A 21,603-nucleotide genomic window follows, 5' to 3' on the forward strand; every position below is an offset into this window, starting at 1 on the left:
TCGCGCCTCAGCCTGCCACGGCCAGTTCCGCGCAATGCCGGAACACGTCGATGGCGGGCGACGGCGCCTTGCTGGCCAGCGTGAACGTCGAGACCGGCAGCAGCACGCCGGGAATATCGAGCGGCAGGACGCGCGCCAGCTCGCGCTCCTCATAGGTGCGCGCAAGACGGCCGGTCACCACCGCCACCGCCTGCAGTTCTTCCAGCAAACCCAGCACCAGGCCGGCGGACACGGATTCGACATGGCTCGCCGGAACTGCCACCTTCATGCGCCGGAACGCCGCTTCCAGGCTCTGCCGCAGGCGCGCCGTGCGCGGTGGCAGCACCCACGGGAATGCGAGCAGATCGCTCCATTGCACGTTGCGGCGCGCGGCGTGCGGATGGCGGCGGCTGACGATGACGCGCATCACTTCGTCGTAGAGATGACGCTGATCGATATCGTCCGCGGACGCGCGGTCTGCCAGCGCGCCGAGCACGATATCCAGCCTGCCGGTGCGCAGCTGGCCTGTCAGCACGTCCATCGGCGCCTCGTAGACGGCGATGCTCAGCGTCGGCATGCGCGCCTTCGCCAGCGCGACGATGTGCGGGGCCAAGGATAGCGTCGTACCCGGCATCGCGCCCACCGCAATCGACGCGCTCGACCCCTGCCCCAGCGCCAGCAATTCGTCGCCGGCGCGATCGAGTTCATCGAGGATCGACTGCGCATAGCGCACGAAGCACAGCCCGTGCGGCGTGGGCTCGATGCCGCGCGGCTGGCGCACGAACAGCGGATACCCAAGCCCCTCCTCCACCTCCGCCAGCGCCTTCGACACCGCTGGCTGCGTGATATTCAGCGCATTGGCGACGCGCGCGACCTGCCGGAGTTCTTCCAGCGCGATGACCAGACGGAGATGGCGCAGCTTCAACCCTGTGCGCAGGAAGCCGATGGCATCCATGAACAAAACCCCTTCGCCCTGCAGCGTTTGCTTGTGTTTCCGTGGCGTGCCGCCACGGTCCTGCTGCCGATATTACCGTCTGGTTTGGTCAGACTCACCATTTTTCATTATTCATGCGCGTCGTCTCTTCGCAGAATGGCTGCACCAGCCACATCGTGGCGCGGACCACAACAGCAAGGAGACAACGATGCAAGCCATGCAGGACATCGCCGCCCCGCAAATCGCCGACACCCCGGCGGCATGGAACGCCGCCGAACTGGCCGCCCGGGAACGGGAATGGGTCATGCGGCTGACTGACGACGACATCGCGCAGCTCGAAGCCGCCCTCGCCCATACGAAGGCCCTTGGCCTCACAGTCCCTGCCATCAGCAAGGCCACGTTTGCGCTGGGCTCGCTGGCGGCAAAGCTGGAGGACGTGCGCCACCGCCTGGAGCGCGGCCTCGGCGTGGTGCTGCTGCGCGGCCTGCCAGTGGAGCGCTACAGCAAGATGGACGCCGGCGCTATCTACTGGGGCATCGGCATGCACCTGGGGCGCGCCGTGGCGCAGAACGCCTTTGGCGACGTGCTCGGGCACGTGTGGGATCTCGGCAAGAACCCGAAGGACGACATGACCGCACGCGGCTACCAGTCCCGCCACCGCCTGCCGTTTCATACCGACGGCGCCGACGTGGTCGGCCTGCTGTGCCTGCGCACGGCCAGGCAGGGCGGACTGAGCAGCATCGCGAGTTCGATGGCGATCCATAACGCCTTGCTGGCCGAACATCCTTCGCTGCTTGCCCGCCTGTACCGCGCCTTCGCCTTCGACCGCCGGCACGAAGAGGCGCCCGGCGAAGCGCCGTTCACGATGACACAGGTCTTTTCGCGGCACGGCGGCAGGCTGTTCAACCGGTACATCCGCAGCTTCATCAATACGGCGCAACGCTTTCCGGACGCGCCGCGCCTGACGGACGAGGATATCGCCGCGCTGGACCGGTTCGATGCGTACACCCAGGACGCGCGCTTTCGCATCGACATGGAACTCATGCCAGGCGACATGCAGTTCCTGAACAACTACGTGATCCTGCACTCGCGCACCAGCTACGAGGATCATCCCGAACTCGAACGCAAACGCCACCTGCTTCGCCTGTGGCTGTTCACGCCAGGGCTGGCCGATGTGCCGGAGAGCTTTCGCCTGCGCTACCTGCTTACCGAGACATGGGCGAAGCACCCGCGTCCGCCCATCTATGACGTCAACCAGATCATGGGCGTGACCACGCATTGACACCGCATCGCCATCGAATATGCATTTGCCTGAAGGAGTCACACGTTCATGAAATCCCTGCACGGAAAGACAGTCTGGATCACCGGCGGCTCGAGCGGCATCGGCCGTGCTTGCGCGCTATCCCTATGGCGGGCGGGTGCGACGATCGTCGTCTCGGCTCGCACGCAATCGCCGCTCGATACGCTCGTAGCCGATTGCGGCCGCGAGCGCATGATCGCACTGCCGCTCGACGTCGCCGACCGCGATGCGGTGCAAGCGGCTGGCAGGCAAATACAGGAGCGCGTCGGTGCGGTGGACATTCTCGTGAACGCGGCCGGCATCAATGTCGCCAACCGGAGCATGTCCAGGCTTGCCCCGGCTGACTGGGACCGGGTCATCGACATCAACCTCAACGGCGCCTTCTACTGCATGCACGCGGTGCTGCCGGGCATGCGCGACAAGGGCGAAGGCACCATCGTCAATATTTCATCGTGGGCCGGACGTTTCGCCTCGTCGCTGACCGGCGCCGCCTACGGCGCGAGCAAGCACGCGATGGCTGCAATGACGATGTCCGTCGCGATGGAAGAGTGTGCAAACGGCATCCGGGCGTGTGCCATCTACCCAGGCGAGACCGCCACGCCAATCCTCGTCAACCGCCCGACGCCACCGTCGGAGCAAGAGCTTGCGCGCATGCTGCAGCCAGAGGACATTGCCGACGCCGTTGACTTCGTGATTGCGCTGCCGGCGCGCGCCACCGTCAACGAACTGGTGATCGGCCCGACCTGGAACCGGGCCTTCCTTGGCCTGCAGCCGAAACGCGCCTGACGTCACTGGGGGACGGGCCTGCGGCCCGTTCCTCTCTGCTTGCGCCCCATGACACCGCAGTAATTCCGGGAGACTCCATTGATGAACAGGAGACACTGGCTGCAAGGCACCTTGTCGGCGATGCTCACCACATTGCTTCAGGCGCCGGCCCACGCGCGCGACGCTTCATGGCCCGCCCGGCCGATGCGCATGATCGTGCCGGGAGGCGCCGGCTCCGGCACCGACCTGATGGCCCGGCTGTTTGCCGAGCCGCTTTCCAGGTCCCTCGGGCAACCCGTGATCGTCGAAAACCGGCCCGGCGCGAACGGCCTGATCGGCAACGACATGACTGCGAAGGCGGCGCCGGACGGGTACACCATCCTGTTCAGCAATGCCTCGGCGGTCGCCGTCAACGCGGCACTTCGGGAAAAGCTGCCCTATGACACGCTCAACGATCTCGCCCCGGTGATCCAGGTCAGCGCGGGCGGCGTGCTACTGGTCGCGGCCGCTGGCGTCCCGGTCCGCGATTTCAACGGCTTCGTCGAATACGTTGAAAGGCATCCCGACATCGCCTATGGCACCTGGGGCGTCGGATCGACCGGGCATCTCGCCATGGAGACCATCGCGGCTGCAAAGCATCTCCGCATGCGGCACGTGCCCTACAAGACCATGGGGCAATTGCTCACCGACCTGCAGGGTGGCGTGGTCCGGCTGGCGTTCGTGGACGCCAGGTCGCCTGTTGCCCTGATCCAGGCCCGGAAACTGATCCCCATCGCGATGACCGGTACACGGCGCGCGCCACTGCTTTCGGAAATACGAACACTGAAGGAACAGGGCTTCGACTTCGACCTGGACGGCTGGTACGGATTCTTCGTCCCTGGCGGCACGCCCGGCGCGATCGTGGACAGGCTCAACCGCGAGATCGGCCGGATCATGGCGGACCCGTCCTCCCGATCCTCACTCTCCGAGCAAGGCGTGACGTGGGTAGGCCGAAACTCTCCCGCGGAATTTCAACGGACGATTCGCAATGACGTCCTGGCGTGGAAGAAAATCGTGGCCGCGGCGCATATCAGGGCGGAAGACTGAGCACGCTTGAACCGCTCGAACAGCGTCACCAGCCTCGGCAATCGCGACTCAGCGCCATGACCGTGGCGCTGCTACAGCGCTTTGCGGAGATCCCGTTCGTCTTATGCTGGCACCAGAAAGTGACGCGCCTGCTATATCCACCGGACAGCGGGACTTGCGAAGCACATCCCTGTCAGACATCGTCCCCCAACCCATTCGGCGCAACCCCGACATCCCCATTCCCGGCGGACCGATAAATTGGTCCCTGCGCTCGAACGCTGCTGGACACAGGTGCCGCAACCGCGCCCGTGGCTCAGCATGCCGGTCGCATCCGACAACAACCCTGATGAGGTTCCCAATGGATCAACAAAAGCCCGTCCGTCCGACCCATGTGGCCGGCGCGCTCGTCGCGGTCCTGGCCGGTCTGAGTTGTGCCGCCGCCTTTGCCCAGACTCCCGCCACCCAGACTCCCGCAACCCAGCCGGCGCCCGCCGGTGCGCAAGGCGTGCCGCCTGGCATGACGCAGATCGAACCACCGAAGGACCCGCTGGTGGAGCGCCGCGAGGCGCGCAAGAAGGCCGCCGATGAATACAAGGCCACCAAGAAGACTGCCAAGGGCGAGTACAAGCAGGACGTCAACGCCGCCAAGCAGGAACGCAAGGCCGAGAACCAGGCCGCGGATGCCGCCGCGCGTCAGGAACTCACCGCGCCGAAGCAATAGCGAAGCGCATCCGAAGCGCCGGCAGTGGATTGGCAAGCCACTGCCGGCGCTGCCGTCGCCGGCCGCCTCACGGCCGGCTTGCACCGGGCCGTTTCCGCACTAGACTCCAGTAGCACGCGCCGCCGGCATTCGCGCAGCGGCTGCGCTCGACATGCCCGCTCTCCGCTTGCCCTCCAAGCTGGCCGGCCTCTTCCTGCAAGGCCTGGTGGGTGCAGCGTGCTGCTTCGGCCCGCTTGCCGCCGCGCAGCAAAAGTCCGCACCGGCCTCCGCGCCGATTGCGGCGCCCGCCACAAAACCCGACGCCGCCGCCGTACGCGGACTCAGCCTGGCCAACAAACCCTGGAAAGGCGATTTCGATGCCATGGTCGAGCGCCACGCCATCCGCGTGCTGGTGCCCTATAGCCGCACGCTGTACTTCAGCGACAAGGGCCACGAATCCGGCCTGACGGCCGGACTGGTGCGGGACTTCGAGCGCTACCTGAACAAGACCTACGCCAGCCGGCTCGGCAAGCGCCCACTGACGGTCATCATCATCCCGACCACGCGCGACCGGCTGCTGCCCGACCTGGCCGCCGGCCTGGGCGACATTGCCGCCGGCAACCTGACCGAGACCGAATCCCGGCTCAGGCTGGTCGACTTCATCGCGCCGCGCGACCGCAAGGCGGTGCGCGAACTGGTCGTTACCGGACCCAAGGCACCCGCGCTGTCGAGCCTGGTGGACCTGTCCGGCAAGACCGTGCATGTGCGGCGCACCAGCAGCTACTACGAAAGCCTGACGGCCCTGAACGACAGCCTGCGCCAGACCGGCAAGGCCCCCGTGAAACTGGTGCTGCTGCCCGACGCGCTCGAAGACGAAGATGCCATGGAGATGGTCAATGCCGGGCTGCTGCAGATCATCGTGGTGGACGACTGGAAAGCCGCAATGTGGGCGCAGATCCTGCCCAACATCAAAGTGCGCCCTGACCTCGTGCTCCGCGCCGAGGGCTATATCGGCTGGGCCTTCCGCAAGAACAGCCCGCAGCTGCGTGCGGCGATCGATGATTTCTATGCCAACCACCTGAAGAAGCACGGGGTCGCGGAATACCGGCTCAAGCAGCTGATGAAAAGCATCAAGCAGATCCGCAACAACACCAATGACGCGGATTACAAGCGCTTCGAGCAGACCATTGCCTTCTTCGACAAGTACGGCAAGGACTACAGCTTCGACCCGCTGATGCTGGCCGCGCAGGGGTTCCAGGAATCGCAGCTGAACCAGAAGGCCCGCAGCCATGTGGGCGCCATCGGCGTCATGCAGGTCATGCCCGCCACCGGCAAGGAACTCAACGTGGGGGATATCAAGCAGACCGAGTCCAACATCCACGCGGGCACGAAGTACCTGGACAAGCTGATGACCCGGTATTTCCCCGATGCGCATTTCTCCGAAGCGAACCGTCCGCTCTTTGCCTTCGCCAGCTACAACGCCGGCCCCGGCAATATCGCGAAGATGCGCAAGGAGGCTGCGGCGCGCGGCCTGGACCCGGACAAGTGGTTCAACAATGTGGAGATCGTCGTGGCCGAGAAGATCGGCATCGAAACCACGACCTATGTGCGGAACATCTTCAAGTACTATGCCGCCTACCGGCTGATGCAGGACATGCAGGCCACGCGGGACCGCGCGCTGAAGGAAGTCAGCAGATAGGCCTTGCCGCGGATCGCGGACGGCGCCGTGCCCGGCCGCACCGCTGCAACGCGTTCAGTCGGCCAGCCCGCTGGCGTCGATATAGCCCAGCGCTTCCGTCACTGCCAGCCGCGCCTTGAGCACGTAGCAGACGCGGCGCTCGCGGATGGCCAGCGTGACCACGTTGGCCTGCAGCATTTCCTCGAACAGGTGGCCGGCGCGCTTGATGGGCAGCCCGGCCAGTTGCGCGAGGTCGGCCGCGGGCAGCCCTTCTTCGCCGGCCTGCAGCAGCGCCCGGCAGATCTTCACGCGCGCGGGTTCGGTCATCAGCGCCATGGTCAGCGCGCTTTCCTGGGTCTCCATCGACACACCTCGATCGTCCGGAGGGCGCCGCCGCCCTCGCTTTTTTTCACGTTCTACGCGGACCGGGCGGCAAAGGCAATAGGACCGCGCCCGGGCTGCGTGGATTACAACACGCAGCCGTCCGGCCCGCAGACGGGTGATGCGCCGCCGCCATCGTTGAGGCTGGCCTGCTGCGCGATCGCTGCCTGCCATGCGGCTGGCTTGCCGAGGTAGGGACCGAAGTCGAGCACGCGGAAGGCATCGCCGGTCTGGAGCGCAAAGGTCGGGAAACCCCGGCCGCCAAGCGCGCCCAGCATGCGCCGGCTCGCGTCGATATGGCGAGCAACCAGTGCGCCCGCCGCCGCGCCATAGGCTGCGTCGAATGCCTGCGGCGCCATGCCGACTTCCGCTGCCAGCGTGGCCAGCACCTCGGGCCGGGCGATCTGCCGCCCTTCCACATAGTGCGCGTGCTGGATGCGCTTGAGCATGGCGGGCGCCAGGCTCTGCGGCGCGCCGGCCGAGAGCGCCTCGGCAGCCAGGATAGCGGTAATGGGCGGCTCGGAATCGAACATGGCCTGCGGGTCGCACAGCAGGCCGTTGAAATAGGCGTCGCCGAACGGCTGGCCCGTGAGCGCGTGGATGCGCCGGTCATGCGGCATCACATAGTTGCGCAACGCCGGCGTCACTGGCTGGCGTTGCGCCCCGGCCATCATGCCGCCGGCATGCAGCGCCAGCGCCAGGCCGGGCACGGCCTGGGCGGCCTGCACCAGCGGCGCGGCGGCATAGCACCAGCCGCACAGGGGATCGTAGAGGTAATGGAGGGTGGCGGTCGTCGTCATGCGGCCATGATAGCGCCGGAGGCGGCGTGCGCCTCCGGCGCGGCGTGGCCGCTCAGGCCAGCACGAACGGCAACTGGCGCTGCCGCTTGCCCGTCAGCACGAACAGCGCGTTGGCGACCGCCGGGGCAATCGGCGGCACACCCGGTTCGCCCAGACCCGTGGGCGGATCCTGCGACGGCACGAAGAACACGTCGACCACGGGCGCGTCGGTGATGCGCGGCGGCGGGTAGTCGGGGAAGTTGCTGTTCTTCACCACGCCGTTCTCCATCTCGATGGCAAACCCGGGCCGCGTCATCGCCAGCCCGAACAGGCAGGCGCCCTGGATCTGCGCCTCGGCCGACAGCGGGTTGACCACGCGGTTGGCATGCACGCCGGCGGTCACGCGGTGCACGCGCGGCTGGCCCTTGACCAGCGAGACCTCGGCCACATGGGCCACCACCGAGTTGAACGACTCATGCACCGCCACGCCCCAGGCATGCCCCTTGGGCAGCTTGCGCTTGCCGTAGCCGGACTTCTCCACCGCCAGCCGCAGCGCGGCGCGATGGCGCGCGTGCTTGCTCTCGTCGAGCCGCGCCAGCCGGTAGGCCACCGGATCCTGCTTCGCCGCCGCGGCCATTTCGTCGACCAGCGTTTCCTTGACGTAGGCGGTGTGCGTATTGCCGACCGAGCGCCACCACAGCACCGGCACGTCGACCTGCGGGTGATGCACCGCGAGCTGCAACGGCAGGTTGTAGTCGTTCTCCAGCAGGCCTTCGGTCATGGTCGCGTCCACGCCGTTCTTCACCATGAACGGCTCGAACGGCGTGCCCTTCAGGATCGACTGGCCGACGATGGTGTGCTGCCAGCCCACCACCTTGCCCTGCGCATCCAGGCCGATGCGCGCGCGGTGCACATGGAGCGGGCGGTAGTAGCCGCCGCGGATATCGTCCTCGCGGCTCCAGATCACCTTGACCGGTTCGGTGTGGCCGTTGGCCACCCAGGCACGCACCACATTGGCGGCTTCCACCAGGTAGTCCGACGTGGGCACGGCGCGGCGGCCAAAGCCGCCGCCCGCCATCATGGTGTTGAGCGCGACCTTGTCCGGACCCAGTTCGAACACGCGCGCCACGGCAGCCTGGTCGACGGTCTGGAACTGCGACCCGACCCACACCTTGACGGACCGCACCTTGCTGCCGACGACCTCGGGCTGCAGCGTGCAGTTCAGCGGCTCCATCGGCGCATGGGCGAGATACGGGAACCGGTATTCGGCATCGATCTTGCGCGGCGCGCCATTCACGGCGGCGGCGATATCGCCCTCCCCCGCGCGCGCCACGGTGCCAGGCTGCGTGGCGAGCTTCGCGTACTCGTCGAACAGCGCCTGCGACGACACCTTGGAGCCGGTGTCCTCCCACTCGATCTGCAGCGCATCGCGCGCCTGCTTGGCGGGCCAGTAACCATCCGCCACCACGGCCACGCCGGTGCCGCCGCGATCGACGGGCACCAGCATCACGTCGGCCACGCCCTTGATCGCGCGGGCCTTGTCGGCATTGAACGACTTGACCTTGCCGCCAAAGCGCGGCGGCCGCGCCACCACGGCCACCATCATGTCCTTCACCTTGGTATCGATGCCGAACGCGGGCTGGCCTTCCAGCTTGCCGCGCGCATCGAGCCGCGGCGTGGGCTTGCCCACCAGCCGGAACTGCGACGGATCCTTCAGGCGCACCTGCTGCGGCACCGGCAGCTTCATGGCCGCCGGCGCCAGTTCGCCAAACGTGGCACGCCGGCTGCCCGAGCTCACCACGCCCTGATCGACCTTGCAGCTGGCGGGATCGACCTGCCATTGCTGCGCCGCCGCGGCGACCAGCATGGCGCGGGCGCGCGCACCGAGTTCGCGGTACTGCTGGAATGAATGATTGACGGCGGTGGAGCCGCCGGTCATCTGCATGCCGAAGCCGGGGTCCTTGTACGGATCGCCGGCGGGCGCCAGCGCGGCGCGCACGTTGCGCCAGTCCACGTCCAGTTCCTCGGCCAGCGCCATGGGCAGCGCGGTATGCACGCCCTGGCCGAATTCCAGCCGGTTCACCGCGATCGTCACCGTGTTGTCCGGCGCGATCACCAGGAACGCCTGCGGCGCCGAAGGCGGGGCCTTCGGTGCGCCTTCTTCCTGCGCCTGCGCCACGGGCACCATGCCCAGCGCCAGGCCGCCGCCGGCGAGGCCGGTCAGCTTGAGGAAACTGCGGCGGTCCAGCGTCGCCACGCCGGCATCGCCGATGCTGTCGAGTTTGCCACCCTGCGCCTTTGCACCGGCCAGGGCTTCGAGTCCACGAATACGCATGTCAGTCGCTCCGCTCAGGCCAGCGCGCGGGCCGCGTCCTTGATCGCGGCCCGGATGCGCTGGTAAGTGCCGCAGCGGCACAGGTTGCCGGCCATGGCCTGGTCGATGTCGGCATCGGTGGGCCGGGGCTTGGTGCGCAGCAGCCCCACCGCGCTCATCACCTGCCCGTTCTGGCAATAGCCGCACTGGGCCACGTCATGCTTGATCCACGCGTCGAGCACCGCGCGTCCGACCTTGTCGGCGTTCACGCCCTCGATGGTGGTGATGCGCGCACCGGCCGCCGCCGAAATCGGCGTCACGCAGCTGCGCGTGGCCGTGCCATTGATATGGACCGTGCAGGCGCCGCATGCGGCCATGCCGCAGCCGAACTTGGTCCCGGTCAGGTCGAGGTTGTCACGCAAGGCCCACAGCAGCGGCGTGGACGGATCCACGTCGACTTCCTGCACCTTGCCGTTGATATTGAGGGTGGTCATGCGGGGACACTCCTTGGGTACGTTGCCCGTCATTCCTGTTCACACGCCGCGGCTACGGCCATTGACCGGCCGCCGCGGACAAATGAGCATAGTGCAATTCCAATCACCTTGCCGGCAGGGTGTGCAGCGCCGGCGTGATGCGCGAACCTTGTGCACGAACTTTGTGCAAGCCGGCGCGGTCAGTCTGAAGATCAGCGCTCATCCACGGCCACCGCAGCAACAGTGACACCGACTATTCCAGAATCCCGCGAACGCGCCATCGCGACACTCGACAGCATCCAGGCCCTGCGCGGGCTGGCGGCCGCGTATGTCGTGCTGTACCACTCCGGCCTGACACTGGGCACGGCGCAGACGCCCGTGCTCGCGTGGATTACCGCCAACGTGATCAAGCGCGGCCATGTCGGCGTGGATGTGTTTTTTGTCATCAGCGGCTTCATCATCGCGTGGGTTGCGGTGCTGGCAAGGCCGCGGCCCGAAACGCCGCTGAGCTTCGTGATCCGGCGCTGCTGCCGGCTGGCACCGCCGTACTGGACCATGTCGGCGATCCACGCGTTGCTGCTGAACCCGGTGACGCCAGCGGTGTTCGCGGCGTCGCTCGCCTTCGTGCCGACCAGCACGGACCACGCGCCGTACTACGGTTATCCCGCGTTATACGTGGGCTGGTCGCTCAACTACGAGATAGCGTTCTACGGCGCCTTTGCGCTCGGGCTGTGGCTCGCCGGCCGGCGCGCGCTATGGGTGGTGCTGGCCCTGTTCGCCGTGTTCACGCTGCTGCTGCCGTGGTGGCGCTTTGGCGCGCCGGTCGTGGACCCCGCGCAGGGCTATCCGTTCGCTTCGCCGTGGATGGCGATGGCGAGCAATCCGCTGGTGCTGGAGTTCCTGCTCGGCTGCCTGCTGGCGTGGGCCTATGCGCGCTGGCGCCACGTGCTGACGCGCGGCGCGGCGTGGGCGATGCTGACCCTCGGCACCGGCTGGTTCCTGGCATCGCTGCCGCTGGTCGGTCCCGATTTCAGCCTGGCGGGGCGCGGCCTGCCCGCCGCCGCGTTGCTGGCGGGCGCGGTCGCGGCCGAGCACACCGGCCTGTTGCGCGTGCCGCGCACGCTGGTATGGCTGGGCGAGTTGTCGTACGCCCTCTACCTGGTCCACCCGACCGTGATCGAAGGCGTCAAGCGGCTGATGCCCGAACTGGCGCCGGACCAGTATGTCCTGCAACTGACGCGATTCGCCATCGATGCCGCGCTGGCCCTGTTGCTGGCCATGCTGCTGCACCGCTGGGTCGAACTGCCCGGCATCGCGGCCGGCCGGCGCCTGGCGCGACGGCCAGGCTGACGGCTCAGTTGCGCAGGCTGGCCAGGTACAGGTAGAGCGCGGTCAGGTCGGTGTCATTCATGCGGCCGAAGGAATCGAACGGCATCACGCTGCTGATGGCCGATCCGTCGGGCCGCTTGCCGCTGCGCATCATGGCGATGAAAGGGGCGGCGCGGTCGTAGCGCGCCATGGCGCCGCCGGGAACGGGCCGCAGGTCCGCCGCGGGCGGCCAGTCGGGCGGCGCCCCCGGGATCTTGCCGCCGCGCAGGTCCGCGCGGTGGCATCCCTGGCAGGCATTGGCCACGTAGCCGCCGTACTGCGCCGTCACCGATGGCGCGATGGCCGGCGACGGCGGCAGCTTGTGATCGATCTTGGAAGCCGCGTCACGGATCAGGCCCGCGCCATACATGGCACGCACGAACCACGGCATGCGAATGTCGGCGGGCGCGCCCAGGCCTGGGGGCAGGCTGCGCAGGTACGCCACCAGCGCGGCCAGGTCATCGTCGCTGAGCCGGTTGTAGTCTTCGCTCGGCATGACCAGCAGCGGCCGGCCCGATGGCCCGATGCCGTGGCGGATGCTGCGGACCCAGTCGATCGGCTGGTAGTGGGCGATCTCGGCATTGCCGCGCGTCAGGTCGGGGGCGCGCACCTGCAGGCCGGCCGGGTCATCGAACACCTGGCGCCCGCCCGCGGCCGCGCCGTGGCATGCCATGCAGCCGCGCGATTCGAACAGGTACTTGCCCAGCGCAATGCTGGCGGCGTCGTCGCGATAGGCAACCGGCGCGACCTTGACATCGATCGTGCGCCCGGCCTTCTGGTCGCCGATCAGCATGGCGCCATAGACCACCGTGGCAGCGGTCACGACCGCACCGGCCAGCGACCAGGCCGCCACACGCAGATAACGCGCCATGCTGCTTCCTCCGTGCGGAGATCGCGCCGCCCATGCGACGCCGGCGTTTCAGATTGCCGGGGGCGGCATCGCCGTGTCTGTGGGGAAAGACACACTGGCCCGGGGGCCGCGCGCGCCCCGCAGCGCCATACCAAAAAAATGCCGCCAGCACCAGTGGCAACAGGCACGGGACCTGCCTGCTGTCTCCGGCCTGCCGGCGTACCCGAACCGATAAAGTGGCGCTACGCTGGGGCACGGTCCGCCCTGGCGACGTTGAACCCAAGTTCCTGCCTGCCTGAACCGTCCATGACGTCCGACACGGTCGATACGGCCGCTCCTTCCATTGGCGCCCCGCTGCGCCGCTGGCTGCCCATGCTGATCTGCTGCATGGGCTATTTCGCCCTTGCCGCGCTGGGCATCTGGCTGGCGCGCCTGCCTGGCAGCGTGGCCACGCTGTGGCTGCCCAATGCCTTCTGCCTGGGCCTGCTGCGGCTGCGCCCGCGCGCCGAGGCGCCGTGGCTCCTTGCGAGCATGGCCGGCGCCAACCTGGCCGCCAACTTCCTGTTCCTGGACGGTGCCGACACCGCCGTGCTGCTGGCCGGCGCGAACCTGTTCGAAGTCGCCTGGTCCGCACGGCTGCTGCGTTTTGTCTCCGCGCATGCCGGCGCGCAGCGCCTGGGCCCGCTCGGCAATTTCGCGCTCACGCTTGGCGTGGCCTGCGTGCTGGGCCCGGCGCTGGGCGCCACGGCCGGCGCTGCAGCGCTGAGCTGGGCGGCCGGCACGCGCTTGGCCAGCATCTGGTGGACCTGGTGGCAGGCGGGCGCGCTGGGCATGGTGGTGGTGCTGCCGCTGGCGCTGACCTTCAACGCGGCGCGGGAGCGCGCGACGTTCGCGCGCCAGATGCTGCTGCCGCTGGCTGGCCTGCTCGCGCTGTGCCTGACCATTGGCGCCCTCGCGCTGTGGCAGGGCCATGATCCGTTCGTCGCCATGTCGCTGCCGCTGGTGCTCGCGGCCATGTTCGCCAACCCGTTCGGCACAGCGCTGCTGACGCTGCTGGCCACCCTGGCCATGGAACTGGCCGCGGTGGCGGCGCAGGTGCAGCAGTCGGTGCCCCTGTCGGCGGCGCTGATCATGGTGTTCCCGGTCTGCATCGCCTACCTGGCCGAGCAGAACCGCCACGGCCGCGCCAGCCTGCACAGCAGCGACCAGCGCTTCCGCCTGGCCATGGAACACTCGGCCATCGGCATGGCGCTGACCGGGCTGGACGGCCGCTGGCAGACCGTCAACCGCGCGCTGACGGACCTGCTCGGCTACAGCCCCGCGGCGCTGCACCAGCAACGCTTCCAGGACATCACGCATCCCGACGACCTCGATGCCGACCTGCGCCAGGTGCAACGGCTGCTGGCCGGAGAGATCGAGTCGTACCGCATGGAAAAACGCTTCCTGCACCAGGACGGCGTTTATCGCTGGGCCCTGCTGGCGGTATCGCTGGTGCGCGACCAGCAAAGCGGCAGCCCGCTGCATTTCATCGCGCAGATCGAAGATATCCACACGCGCAAGCTTGCGCAGGCGCAGTTCGAACAGCTCTCGCGCCGCACCCAGCTCGCGGTGGAAGCCGGCGGCGTGGGCATCTGGGAATGGGATTTCACCAGTTCCGGCATCACCTGGGATGCGCGCATGCACGCGCTGCACGGCACCGAGCCCGCGCGCGGCGCGCCGGTGATCGCGCAATGGATTGCCATGCTCCACCCCGAGGACGTGGCGCGCGTGAACGGCGAGATGCGCAAGGCCATCCGCGGCGAAAAGCCGTTCGACACCGAATACCGCGTGGTGCGGCCCGATGGCGACGTGCGCCACGTGCGCGCCATGGCCAATGTCACGCGCCGCGACGACGGCACCGCGCTGGCGCTGGTGGGCACCAACTGGGACATCACCGAGCAGCGCCGCCTGACCGAGGCGCTGTTCGAGGAGAAGGAGCGCCTGCACATCACGCTGCAGTCGATCGGCGACGCGGTGATCTGCACCGATGCCGCGGTCCGCGTGACCTTCATGAACCCGATCGCCGAACAGCTCACGGGCTGGACCATGGCCAGCGCCAGCGGCCTGCCGCTGGAGCGCGTGTTCCGCATCGTCGATGAAATCACCGGGCTGCCCATTCCCAGCCCGGTCGAAGCCTGCCTGCAGACGCTTACGCCCGCCTACCTGCAGGAAGGCGCGGTGCTGCAGAGCCTGACCGGCGAGCGCCACGACGTGCAGGACTCCGCCGCCCCGGTGCTCACCGCCTCGGGCAAGGTGCTCGGCGCGGTCCTGGTGTTCCAGGACATCACCACGGCGCGCGCGATGCAGCGCGAGCTGGCGCATTCGGCCATGCACGACGCGCTCACCGGACTGCCCAACCGCACCTGGTTCGAAAAGCGGCTGCGCGAGGCCTGCGACGCCGCGCGCACGCTGGGCCATCATGGCGCGCTGTGCTTTATCGACCTGGACCGCTTCAAGATCGTCAATGACACGGCCGGCCACGGCGCCGGCGACATCCTGCTGCGCGAACTGGGCTACCTGATCCGCAACCATGTGCGCGCCGACGACCTGCTGGCGCGGCTTGGCGGCGACGAGTTCGGGCTGCTGCTCAAGGACTGCACGGTCGACCAGGCCGAGGCCATCGCTCAGGGCGTGATCGACGCCATCCGCAGCCGGCGCTTCCCGTGGGACGGCCGCGTGTACGACGTGGGCGCCAGCATCGGCATTGCCGCCATCGACCAGGACGTGCCGCCGGTGGGCGAGCTGATGAGCCGCGCCGACGTGGCCTGCTACGCCGCCAAGGCGGCCGGGCGCAGCCGCCTGTCGGTCTATCGCCGCGACGAAAGCGATGCGCGGCGCCACCATCGCGAACTGGAGGTGGCCGCGGGCATCCACTCGGCGCTGGAGGGCAACCGCTTCCGGCTGTTCGCGCAGGAAATCCGCGCGCTGCAGCAACAGCCCGGCGACGGCCGCGCCGAACGCCATATCGAGATCCTGGTCCGCATGGTCGACGAGGATGGCGAGATGATCATGCCCGGCGCCTTTATCCCGGCCGCCGAGCGCTATGACCTGATGGGACACGTCGACCGCTGGGTCATCCGCAACGTGCTGCGTGAATACGGCGCGCGGCTGTGCGCGGTGCCGGGCCTGTCGGTGTCGGTCAACCTGTCGGCCAATTCGCTGGACGAGCCTTTCCTGCTGCCGTTCCTGCATACCGAGCTGGAGCAGTCGGCCCTGCCTGCCAGCCGGATCCGGATGGAGATCACGGAAACCGCGCTGATCAACAACATGGCCGCCGCCAACCGTGTGGTGACGGAAATGCGGCGCGCGGGCTGCACGGTAGCGCTCGATGATTTCGGGTCGGGGCTGTCGTCGTTCTCGTACCTCAAGCAGTTCCCGGTGGATTACCTCAAGATCGACGGCAGCTTTATCCGCAACCTGGCCGACAATATGGTCGACCGCGAGATCGTCAGCTCGATCAACGATATCGGCCACCGGCTCGGCGTGCGGACCGTGGCCGAATGGGTGGAAGACGAGCGCACGCTGAACGTGCTGCGCGCGATCGGCGTGGACTACGCGCAGGGCTATGCCATCGGGCGGCCGGTGCCGCTCGATGCCTATCTGGCTGACTGCGAGAACGTTATCGCGCGGAAAGTGACCCAAGGCCCATAACACGGGCTTTCAGCGCGTCGAAAGCCAACGCAGTCATTCGGGAATCCGAACGACTGCCGCCACCAGTATCCGGATAGCCGAACACCGGCGCCGGCATCACATTTTTTCTCCTTTGTTTTCAGTGGCTTGGCGTGCCTTCGAGGGCATGCGGCCCTGGCACGCCTCGTGCGATGTATGGCGCCACCGACAGGGCCAACAGGCAGCCAGGCCGTCCCAGCGACGCGCCGACAAATGCCAACACCAAGGAGGAGACATATGACGGAACCCGACCATCAACCAGTCCGCGCCGCCCTGGCGCGATTGCGGCGCCTGTTGCCCCGCTGACGTCCCCGGCCTGCGCCGGCGCGACGCACCGCCCTTGCCGGCGGCACAGCGTTCCGGCCTCGCCGATCCCGCAATACAGCCGTCCGGCTCCTTCCCCGTCCGCGGGCGAGGCACCGGGCGCACGGCCTGACCCACGATGAAACTGAACCGACTGCCCACCCTGATCTTCATTGCGATGCTGCTTGGCGTGCTGGTCGGCACCGCCGCGCACAATCTGTCGCCGGACGCCGCCACCGCCAAATCGATTGCGGACCACCTGTCCATCCTCACCGACGTGTTCCTGCGGATGATCAAGATGATCATCGGCCCGCTGGTGTTCGCCACGCTCGTGGCCGGCATCGCCAGCATGGGCGACGGCCGCGCCGTCGGCCGCATCGGCATGAAGGCGATGGCGTGGTTTATCGGCGCGTCCATCACCTCGCTCCTGCTCGGCCTGCTGATGGCCAACCTGCTGACCCCGGGCCACGGCATGAACCTGCCGCTGCCGGCCGCCGATGCCGCCTCGACGCTCAAGACCGGCTCGCTGAACCTGCGTGACTTCGTCGCGCACATGTTCCCGAAGAGCTTCGTCGAAGCCATGGCCACCAACGAGATCCTGCAGATCGTGGTGTTCTCGCTGTTCTTCGGCTTTGCGCTGGGCACGGTCAAGGACGGAGTGGGCAAGCCGGTGCTGCAAGGCATCGAGGGCCTGGGCCATGTCATGCTGAAGGTGACCAACTACGTCATGGCGTTCGCGCCGGTGGGCGTGTTCGGTGCCATCTCGGCCGTCATCACCGCGCAGGGCCTGGGCGTGCTGGCGGTCTACGCCAAGCTGCTGGGCAGCATGTACCTGGCGCTGGCGCTGCTGTGGGTGGCGCTGATCGGCGGTGGCTACTTCTTCCTGGGCCGCGACGTGTTCCGCCTGCTCAAGGGCATGCGTACGCCGCTGATGATCGGCTTCGCCACGGCCAGCAGCGAATCGGCCTACCCGAAGGTGATCGACCAGCTGACCCATTTCGGCGTCAAGGAGCGCATCACCAACTTCGTGCTGCCGCTGGGCTACTCGTTCAACCTGGACGGCTCGATCATGTACACCTCGTTCGCCGCGCTGTTCGTGGCGCAGGTGTATGGCATCCAGCTGTCGCTGACCCAGCAGATCACCATGCTGCTGGTGCTGCTGGTCACCAGCAAGGGCATCGCCGGCGTGCCGCGCGCCTCGCTGGTGGTGGTTGCTGCCGTGCTGCCGATGTTCGGGTTGCCGGAAGCGGGCATTTTGCTGGTGCTCGGCATCGACCACGTACTGGACATGGGTCGCACTGTGACCAATGTGCTTGGCAATGCCATTGCCACGGCTGTCGTCGCCAAAAGCGAAGGCGCCATCGGCGCGCCCGTGCCGTCCGACGAGGATGAACCCGTCGCGGACAGCGCCCCTGCCCTGGCACCCGGCCAGGTGATGGCGGGCAAGTAAGCCGCCCTGTTCCCACAGGGCACGCGCCGGAGCCCGGCTGCCGATCAGGCAGCCGGGCTTTTTTCTGCGCTCTACTGCGACTCGATCTTTGCCATCGCAGCCAGCCGCTTCCACCTGGCGATTTCTTCCTTCTGATAGTTGTGCAGTTCCGCAGGCGTGGAAACAATCAGCGATGTGGACTGGCGCTGGTAGTAGTCCTTGACCTCGGCGGACGCCGCAGCCTGGGTAAACAGCTCGCCAAGCCGTTGTGCGACCGGCTCGGGCGTCCTGGCGGACACGGCCGCCGCCACCCAGTTGTAGGCCAGGAAGTCCGGCACGCCCGCGTCCCTTGCGCTCGGCACGTTGGGCAACAACGGCGAGCGCTGGGGGGCCGTGTAGGCCAGTGCGCGCAGTTTGCCCGACTTCACCAGCTCGATGGCGCCGCTGGCGTCCACCACCGCGAAATCGACATTGGCGGCCAGCACGCCGTTGATGGCATCGCCCGCGCCCTTGTAGGGCACGCCGGTTGTCTTCATGCGGCTCAGCTCGTTCAGCCACTCGCTATACAAGGTGTACGAGACCGAGCCGGTGCCGTAATTGAGCGCCCCGGGGCGCTTGCGCGCGTCCTCCACCAGCTCCGCGAGGGTCCGGTACGGCGAGTTCGCCGGCACGACGATCAGGCAGGGCCCGCGGGACAGCAGCGTGATCGGCCTGAAGTCGGTCAGCGGGTCGTAGGGCAGCTTGCGGAACGTGGCGGCATTGGTGGAGAGCGTGGAATTGCTGCCGATGAATACCGTGTAGCCATCGGCCGGCGCGCCAAGCAGCGTCTGCACGCCGATGAAGCCGTTGCCGCCGGGCTTGTTCTCGACCACCACGCCCTGCCCTGTCAGGTCGCCGATCTTCTTGGCAAAGACGCGCGCGGTCATGTCCGTGCCACTGCCGGACGGAAACGGCACGATGAAACGGATCGGCCGGTTGGGAAAGGCCTGCGCCCAAGCGGGCGGCAGGCCGGCCAGGCCGGCCGCGCACGCCACGCCTGCCATCAAGCTGAAACGTCGCCGCGAAGCACTGAAAGTGGTGGTCATGTTGTCTCCTGTCATGCGTCCGGCGGCATCTCGCGCCGGTATCGGTACTTCAGTGAATGCCGGGGCCAGCGCACGCTAGCGCTTGAGCCCCAGCAGATCGCGGGCGATCACCCAGCGGTGCACTTCGGACGGGCCTTCGTAGATGCGCATCAGCCGGGTTTCGTTGGCCATCTGCTGCAGTGGCATTTCCTTCGTCATGCCCATGGCGCCGAATGCCTGCATCGCGTGGTCAATGACGTCCCATGCCATTTCCGTGGCGAACACCTTGATCATCGAGACCTGGGTGCGGGCCTCGTCGCCGTTGTCGATGCGGGCCGCGGCCTCATAGGTCATCAGGCGGCACGCGTGGATGCGCGTGGCGGCGTCGGCGACCCACCACTGGATGGCTTGCCGGTCCGCCAGCGCTGCGCCAAAGGTACGGCGTTGCGGCGCGTACTCGCACAGCATGTCGAGCGCGCGCTGCGCCCGGCCGATGCACCAGGCCGCCATCTGCACGCGGCGGCTGGACAGCCGCGCCTGCATCGGCGCGAAGCCCTGCCCTTCCACGCCCAACAGTTGGGAATGGGGAATGCGGCAGTCTTCCAGCACCAACTCATAGGTGCTGGCGCCGCCAATCATCGCGATGCGCCGCTCGACCTTGAAGCCGGGCGTGCCGCGATCAACGAGAAAGGCGGAGATCCCGCCGCGCGCGCCGCGCGTCTTGTCGGTGACGGCCATCACGATGGTCCAGTCGGCGCGCGCGGCGCGGCTGATCCAGATCTTGCGTCCGTTGAGCACCCAGTCATCCCCGTCGCGCTCGGCGCGCGTGGTCATCATGGCGGGATCGCCGCCGGCGCCAGGCTCGGAAATGGCAATCGCGGAAATCGTCTCGCCCCGTGCGTACGGCTCCAGATAGCGCGCGCGTTGCGCCGCATCGGCGGTCTTCAACAGCATGCGCAGGTTTGGCGAATCGGGCGGCAGGTCGTATGGCGTGACGGTCTTGCCCAGCTCTTCGTTGACGCCGACCATTGCCACCACGGGCAAGTCGGCGCCGCCCATCTCGGCGGGGGCGTCCAGCCCCCACAGGCCCAGTTCGCGCGACATCCCGTCGAGCCGGTCCTGCTCCTGCGGGGTCAGCATGAATTGCCCGCCCTCGGCCTCGCGCGCCAGCGCGGCCGGCTCGAGCGGAATCAGCTGTTCGCGGACGAAGCGCGCCACCAGGTCCTTGAGCATCCGGTGTTCTTCATCGAGTTCGAAGTGCATGCGTGGTCTCCTGAATAAAAATCTCGTGGCGTCAGGCCGGGGCCGGGGTACCGGCGATCGCGTCGATATCGCAAGGCGCCAGGCCGGCCTCGCGCAGCACTTCCGCGGTGTGCTCGCCCAGCAACGGCGCGTGGCGGCGCAGGGCCAGCGGCGTGGCCGAAAACCGGGCCGTCGGACGCATTTCGCGCAAGGGCCCTTCAGTGGGATGCACGGTGGGCTGGAACAACCCGACCGCTTCCAGATGTGGATGCGATGGCAGTTCGTCGGGCGTATAGATCGGCGTGGCGGGGATATCGAGCGCGTCGAACAGCGCCATCCACTGCGCCGTGGTGCGATCCGGCGTGATCTCGCCGAAATGCTGGTACAGCGCGCGGATGTGGGTATTGCGCTCGGCACGGCTGGCAATGTTGTACTTCGCGGCCAGGTCTTCGCGGTCCACGGCGCGGAAGAACGCCTTCCAATGTCGATCCGTATAAGGCAGTGCACAGATCCAGCCATCGGCGGTCCGCGCCGGCCGTCTGCCGCCCCCCAGCAGCCGTGCATAGCCGGCCCCTCCCGTGGCGGGATCGAAGGTCAGCCCGGCAAGATGCTCGGCCATCACGAAGCTCGCCATGGTCTCCAGCATCGGCACTTCAACGGCCTGCCCCTCGCCATGGCGCTCACGGTGCAGCAGCGCGGCCAGTACCGCGTTGGCCAGCGCCAGGCCTGTGGTCTTGTCGGCGATAAGGCTCGGCACGTACTCCGGCCGGCTGCCGGCGGGGGCGCCCAGCGATACGAGACCGCACGCGGCCTGGATGATGTCGTCGAAGGCAGGCTTGTCGCGGTGCGGGCCGTCCTGGCCGAACCCGGTCGCCACACAGTAGACGATGCGCGGATTCATGGCGGCCACGGCGTCATAGCCGAAGCCCAGGCGCTCGATGGCGGCCACGCGCATGTTGTGGATGAAGACGTCAGCGCCGGCGATCAATTGCCGCAGGGCCGCCGCCCCCGCTTCGGTCTTCAGGTCCAGCACCACCGAACGCTTGTTGCGGTTCAGCGCCAGATAGATCGAGCTCATGCCGGGATGGCGCGAGACGCCGTTTGCACGCATCAGGTCCCCTTCGGGCCCTTCTATTTTGATGACGTCGGCGCCCAGGTCGGCCAGCGATTGCGTGGCGAGCGGTCCGAGTACGACCGATGTCAGGTCCAGCACGCGGATGCCGTCGAGCGGGCCGTCGCAAGCGGATTGCCTTGATTGCATCGTCTCTCTC

17 protein-coding genes are annotated in these 21,603 nt (G+C 67.7%); 8 read left to right on the forward strand and 9 right to left on the reverse strand.

What is annotated here, in order from left to right:
* Positions 1–7: 7 nt before the first annotated feature.
* Complete coding sequence (locus tag AC3FKH_RS13245; protein WP_488676123.1) at positions 8–934, reverse strand: LysR substrate-binding domain-containing protein; 927 nt, start codon at positions 932–934, stop codon at positions 8–10.
* 187 nt (positions 935–1,121) lie between these two features.
* Here AC3FKH_RS13245 and AC3FKH_RS13250 point away from each other — a divergent pair, with 187 nt between their 5' ends.
* The 5 genes from AC3FKH_RS13250 to AC3FKH_RS13270 all read left to right on the forward strand — a co-directional run bounded on the left by AC3FKH_RS13250 (position 1,122) and on the right by AC3FKH_RS13270 (position 6,442).
* A complete protein-coding gene (locus tag AC3FKH_RS13250; RefSeq protein WP_488676125.1) occupies positions 1,122–2,195 on the forward strand; it encodes a TauD/TfdA family dioxygenase in 1,074 nt (357 codons plus the stop codon).
* Between the two features lie 48 nt (positions 2,196–2,243).
* Positions 2,244–2,999: an SDR family oxidoreductase gene (locus AC3FKH_RS13255; protein WP_488676127.1), complete on the forward strand. Its 756-nt coding sequence runs from the start codon at positions 2,244–2,246 to the stop codon at positions 2,997–2,999.
* Between the two features lie 120 nt (positions 3,000–3,119).
* Positions 3,120–4,064 (forward strand): Bug family tripartite tricarboxylate transporter substrate binding protein, encoded by a 945-nt coding sequence (locus AC3FKH_RS13260; protein ID WP_488676285.1) that lies wholly within the window; start codon positions 3,120–3,122, stop codon positions 4,062–4,064.
* A 337-nt stretch (positions 4,065–4,401) separates the two neighbouring features.
* Positions 4,402–4,764, forward strand: a complete 363-nt coding sequence (locus tag AC3FKH_RS13265) for a hypothetical protein (protein WP_483730068.1) — start codon at positions 4,402–4,404, stop codon at positions 4,762–4,764.
* 151 nt (positions 4,765–4,915) lie between these two features.
* The gene (locus AC3FKH_RS13270) at positions 4,916–6,442 is read left to right on the forward strand and encodes an MltF family protein (RefSeq protein WP_488676128.1); all 1,527 of its coding nucleotides are present in this window, start codon (positions 4,916–4,918) and stop codon (positions 6,440–6,442) included.
* Between the two features lie 54 nt (positions 6,443–6,496).
* On the opposite strand, the gene AC3FKH_RS13275 is transcribed toward AC3FKH_RS13270, so the two are convergent.
* The 4 genes from AC3FKH_RS13275 to AC3FKH_RS13290 form a co-directional block, all read right to left on the reverse strand.
* On the reverse strand, positions 6,497–6,784 hold the full coding sequence (locus tag AC3FKH_RS13275) for a helix-turn-helix domain-containing protein (RefSeq protein ID WP_276099674.1): 288 nt from the start codon (positions 6,782–6,784) through the stop codon (positions 6,497–6,499).
* A 104-nt stretch (positions 6,785–6,888) separates the two neighbouring features.
* On the reverse strand, positions 6,889–7,602 hold the full coding sequence (locus AC3FKH_RS13280; RefSeq protein ID WP_488676130.1) for a DsbA family protein: 714 nt from the start codon (positions 7,600–7,602) through the stop codon (positions 6,889–6,891).
* Positions 7,603–7,654: 52 nt separating this feature from the next.
* A complete protein-coding gene (locus AC3FKH_RS13285) occupies positions 7,655–9,916 on the reverse strand; it encodes a xanthine dehydrogenase family protein molybdopterin-binding subunit (RefSeq protein ID WP_488676132.1) in 2,262 nt (753 codons plus the stop codon).
* Between the two features lie 14 nt (positions 9,917–9,930).
* On the reverse strand, positions 9,931–10,389 hold the full coding sequence (locus tag AC3FKH_RS13290; protein ID WP_488676133.1) for a (2Fe-2S)-binding protein: 459 nt from the start codon (positions 10,387–10,389) through the stop codon (positions 9,931–9,933).
* Between the two features lie 222 nt (positions 10,390–10,611).
* Here AC3FKH_RS13290 and AC3FKH_RS13295 point away from each other — a divergent pair, with 222 nt between their 5' ends.
* Positions 10,612–11,718 (forward strand): acyltransferase family protein, encoded by a 1,107-nt coding sequence (locus AC3FKH_RS13295; protein ID WP_488676135.1) that lies wholly within the window; start codon positions 10,612–10,614, stop codon positions 11,716–11,718.
* Positions 11,719–11,722: 4 nt separating this feature from the next.
* On the opposite strand, the gene AC3FKH_RS13300 is transcribed toward AC3FKH_RS13295, so the two are convergent.
* Entirely contained in the window at positions 11,723–12,607 is an 885-nt protein-coding gene (locus AC3FKH_RS13300; RefSeq protein ID WP_488676137.1) for a c-type cytochrome, read from the reverse strand.
* A 285-nt stretch (positions 12,608–12,892) separates the two neighbouring features.
* Between AC3FKH_RS13300 and AC3FKH_RS13305 the strand changes: the two genes are divergently transcribed.
* Together AC3FKH_RS13305 and AC3FKH_RS13310 are read left to right on the forward strand one after the other, a co-directional pair.
* Positions 12,893–16,276 carry a diguanylate cyclase gene (locus tag AC3FKH_RS13305; protein ID WP_488676138.1) on the forward strand — a complete coding sequence of 1,128 codons (3,384 nt, stop codon included), beginning with the start codon at positions 12,893–12,895 and terminating at the stop codon, positions 16,274–16,276.
* A 460-nt stretch (positions 16,277–16,736) separates the two neighbouring features.
* Positions 16,737–18,047, forward strand: coding sequence for a dicarboxylate/amino acid:cation symporter (locus tag AC3FKH_RS13310; RefSeq protein WP_483710625.1), 1,311 nt, complete (start codon positions 16,737–16,739; stop codon positions 18,045–18,047).
* A 71-nt stretch (positions 18,048–18,118) separates the two neighbouring features.
* Here the strand turns inward: AC3FKH_RS13310 and AC3FKH_RS13315 are convergent, their stop codons facing one another.
* From AC3FKH_RS13315 to AC3FKH_RS13325, 3 genes are all read right to left on the reverse strand, one after another.
* Positions 18,119–19,111 (reverse strand): Bug family tripartite tricarboxylate transporter substrate binding protein, encoded by a 993-nt coding sequence (locus AC3FKH_RS13315; RefSeq protein WP_488676140.1) that lies wholly within the window; start codon positions 19,109–19,111, stop codon positions 18,119–18,121.
* A gap of 75 nt (positions 19,112–19,186) precedes the next feature.
* Positions 19,187–20,353, reverse strand: coding sequence for an acyl-CoA dehydrogenase family protein (locus tag AC3FKH_RS13320; RefSeq protein ID WP_488676142.1), 1,167 nt, complete (start codon positions 20,351–20,353; stop codon positions 19,187–19,189).
* 31 nt (positions 20,354–20,384) lie between these two features.
* Positions 20,385–21,593 (reverse strand): CaiB/BaiF CoA transferase family protein, encoded by a 1,209-nt coding sequence (locus AC3FKH_RS13325; protein WP_488676144.1) that lies wholly within the window; start codon positions 21,591–21,593, stop codon positions 20,385–20,387.
* Between the last annotated feature and the right edge of the window lie 10 nt (positions 21,594–21,603).

The organism is Cupriavidus sp. 21MJTG02-4 (assembly GCF_057798975.1).

What these genes read in the sequence shown, in the direction of transcription:
- AC3FKH_RS13245 (WP_488676123.1), bottom strand. Translation starts at nt 934, where the DNA reads ATGGATGCCATCGGCTTCCTGCGCACAGGGTTGAAGCTGCGCCATCTC.
- AC3FKH_RS13250 (WP_488676125.1), top strand. Translation starts at nt 1,122, where the DNA reads ATGCAAGCCATGCAGGACATCGCCGCCCCGCAAATCGCCGACACCCCG.
- AC3FKH_RS13255 (WP_488676127.1), top strand. Translation starts at nt 2,244, where the DNA reads ATGAAATCCCTGCACGGAAAGACAGTCTGGATCACCGGCGGCTCGAGC.
- AC3FKH_RS13260 (WP_488676285.1), top strand. Translation starts at nt 3,120, where the DNA reads ATGCTCACCACATTGCTTCAGGCGCCGGCCCACGCGCGCGACGCTTCA.
- AC3FKH_RS13265 (WP_483730068.1), top strand. Translation starts at nt 4,402, where the DNA reads ATGGATCAACAAAAGCCCGTCCGTCCGACCCATGTGGCCGGCGCGCTC.
- AC3FKH_RS13270 (WP_488676128.1), top strand. Translation starts at nt 4,916, where the DNA reads ATGCCCGCTCTCCGCTTGCCCTCCAAGCTGGCCGGCCTCTTCCTGCAA.
- AC3FKH_RS13275 (WP_276099674.1), bottom strand. Translation starts at nt 6,784, where the DNA reads ATGGAGACCCAGGAAAGCGCGCTGACCATGGCGCTGATGACCGAACCC.
- AC3FKH_RS13280 (WP_488676130.1), bottom strand. Translation starts at nt 7,602, where the DNA reads ATGACGACGACCGCCACCCTCCATTACCTCTACGATCCCCTGTGCGGC.
- AC3FKH_RS13285 (WP_488676132.1), bottom strand. Translation starts at nt 9,916, where the DNA reads ATGCGTATTCGTGGACTCGAAGCCCTGGCCGGTGCAAAGGCGCAGGGT.
- AC3FKH_RS13290 (WP_488676133.1), bottom strand. Translation starts at nt 10,389, where the DNA reads ATGACCACCCTCAATATCAACGGCAAGGTGCAGGAAGTCGACGTGGAT.
- AC3FKH_RS13300 (WP_488676137.1), bottom strand. Translation starts at nt 12,607, where the DNA reads ATGGCGCGTTATCTGCGTGTGGCGGCCTGGTCGCTGGCCGGTGCGGTC.
- AC3FKH_RS13305 (WP_488676138.1), top strand. Translation starts at nt 12,893, where the DNA reads ATGACGTCCGACACGGTCGATACGGCCGCTCCTTCCATTGGCGCCCCG.
- AC3FKH_RS13310 (WP_483710625.1), top strand. Translation starts at nt 16,737, where the DNA reads ATGAAACTGAACCGACTGCCCACCCTGATCTTCATTGCGATGCTGCTT.
- AC3FKH_RS13315 (WP_488676140.1), bottom strand. Translation starts at nt 19,111, where the DNA reads ATGACCACCACTTTCAGTGCTTCGCGGCGACGTTTCAGCTTGATGGCA.
- AC3FKH_RS13320 (WP_488676142.1), bottom strand. Translation starts at nt 20,353, where the DNA reads ATGCACTTCGAACTCGATGAAGAACACCGGATGCTCAAGGACCTGGTG.
- AC3FKH_RS13325 (WP_488676144.1), bottom strand. Translation starts at nt 21,593, where the DNA reads ATGCAATCAAGGCAATCCGCTTGCGACGGCCCGCTCGACGGCATCCGC.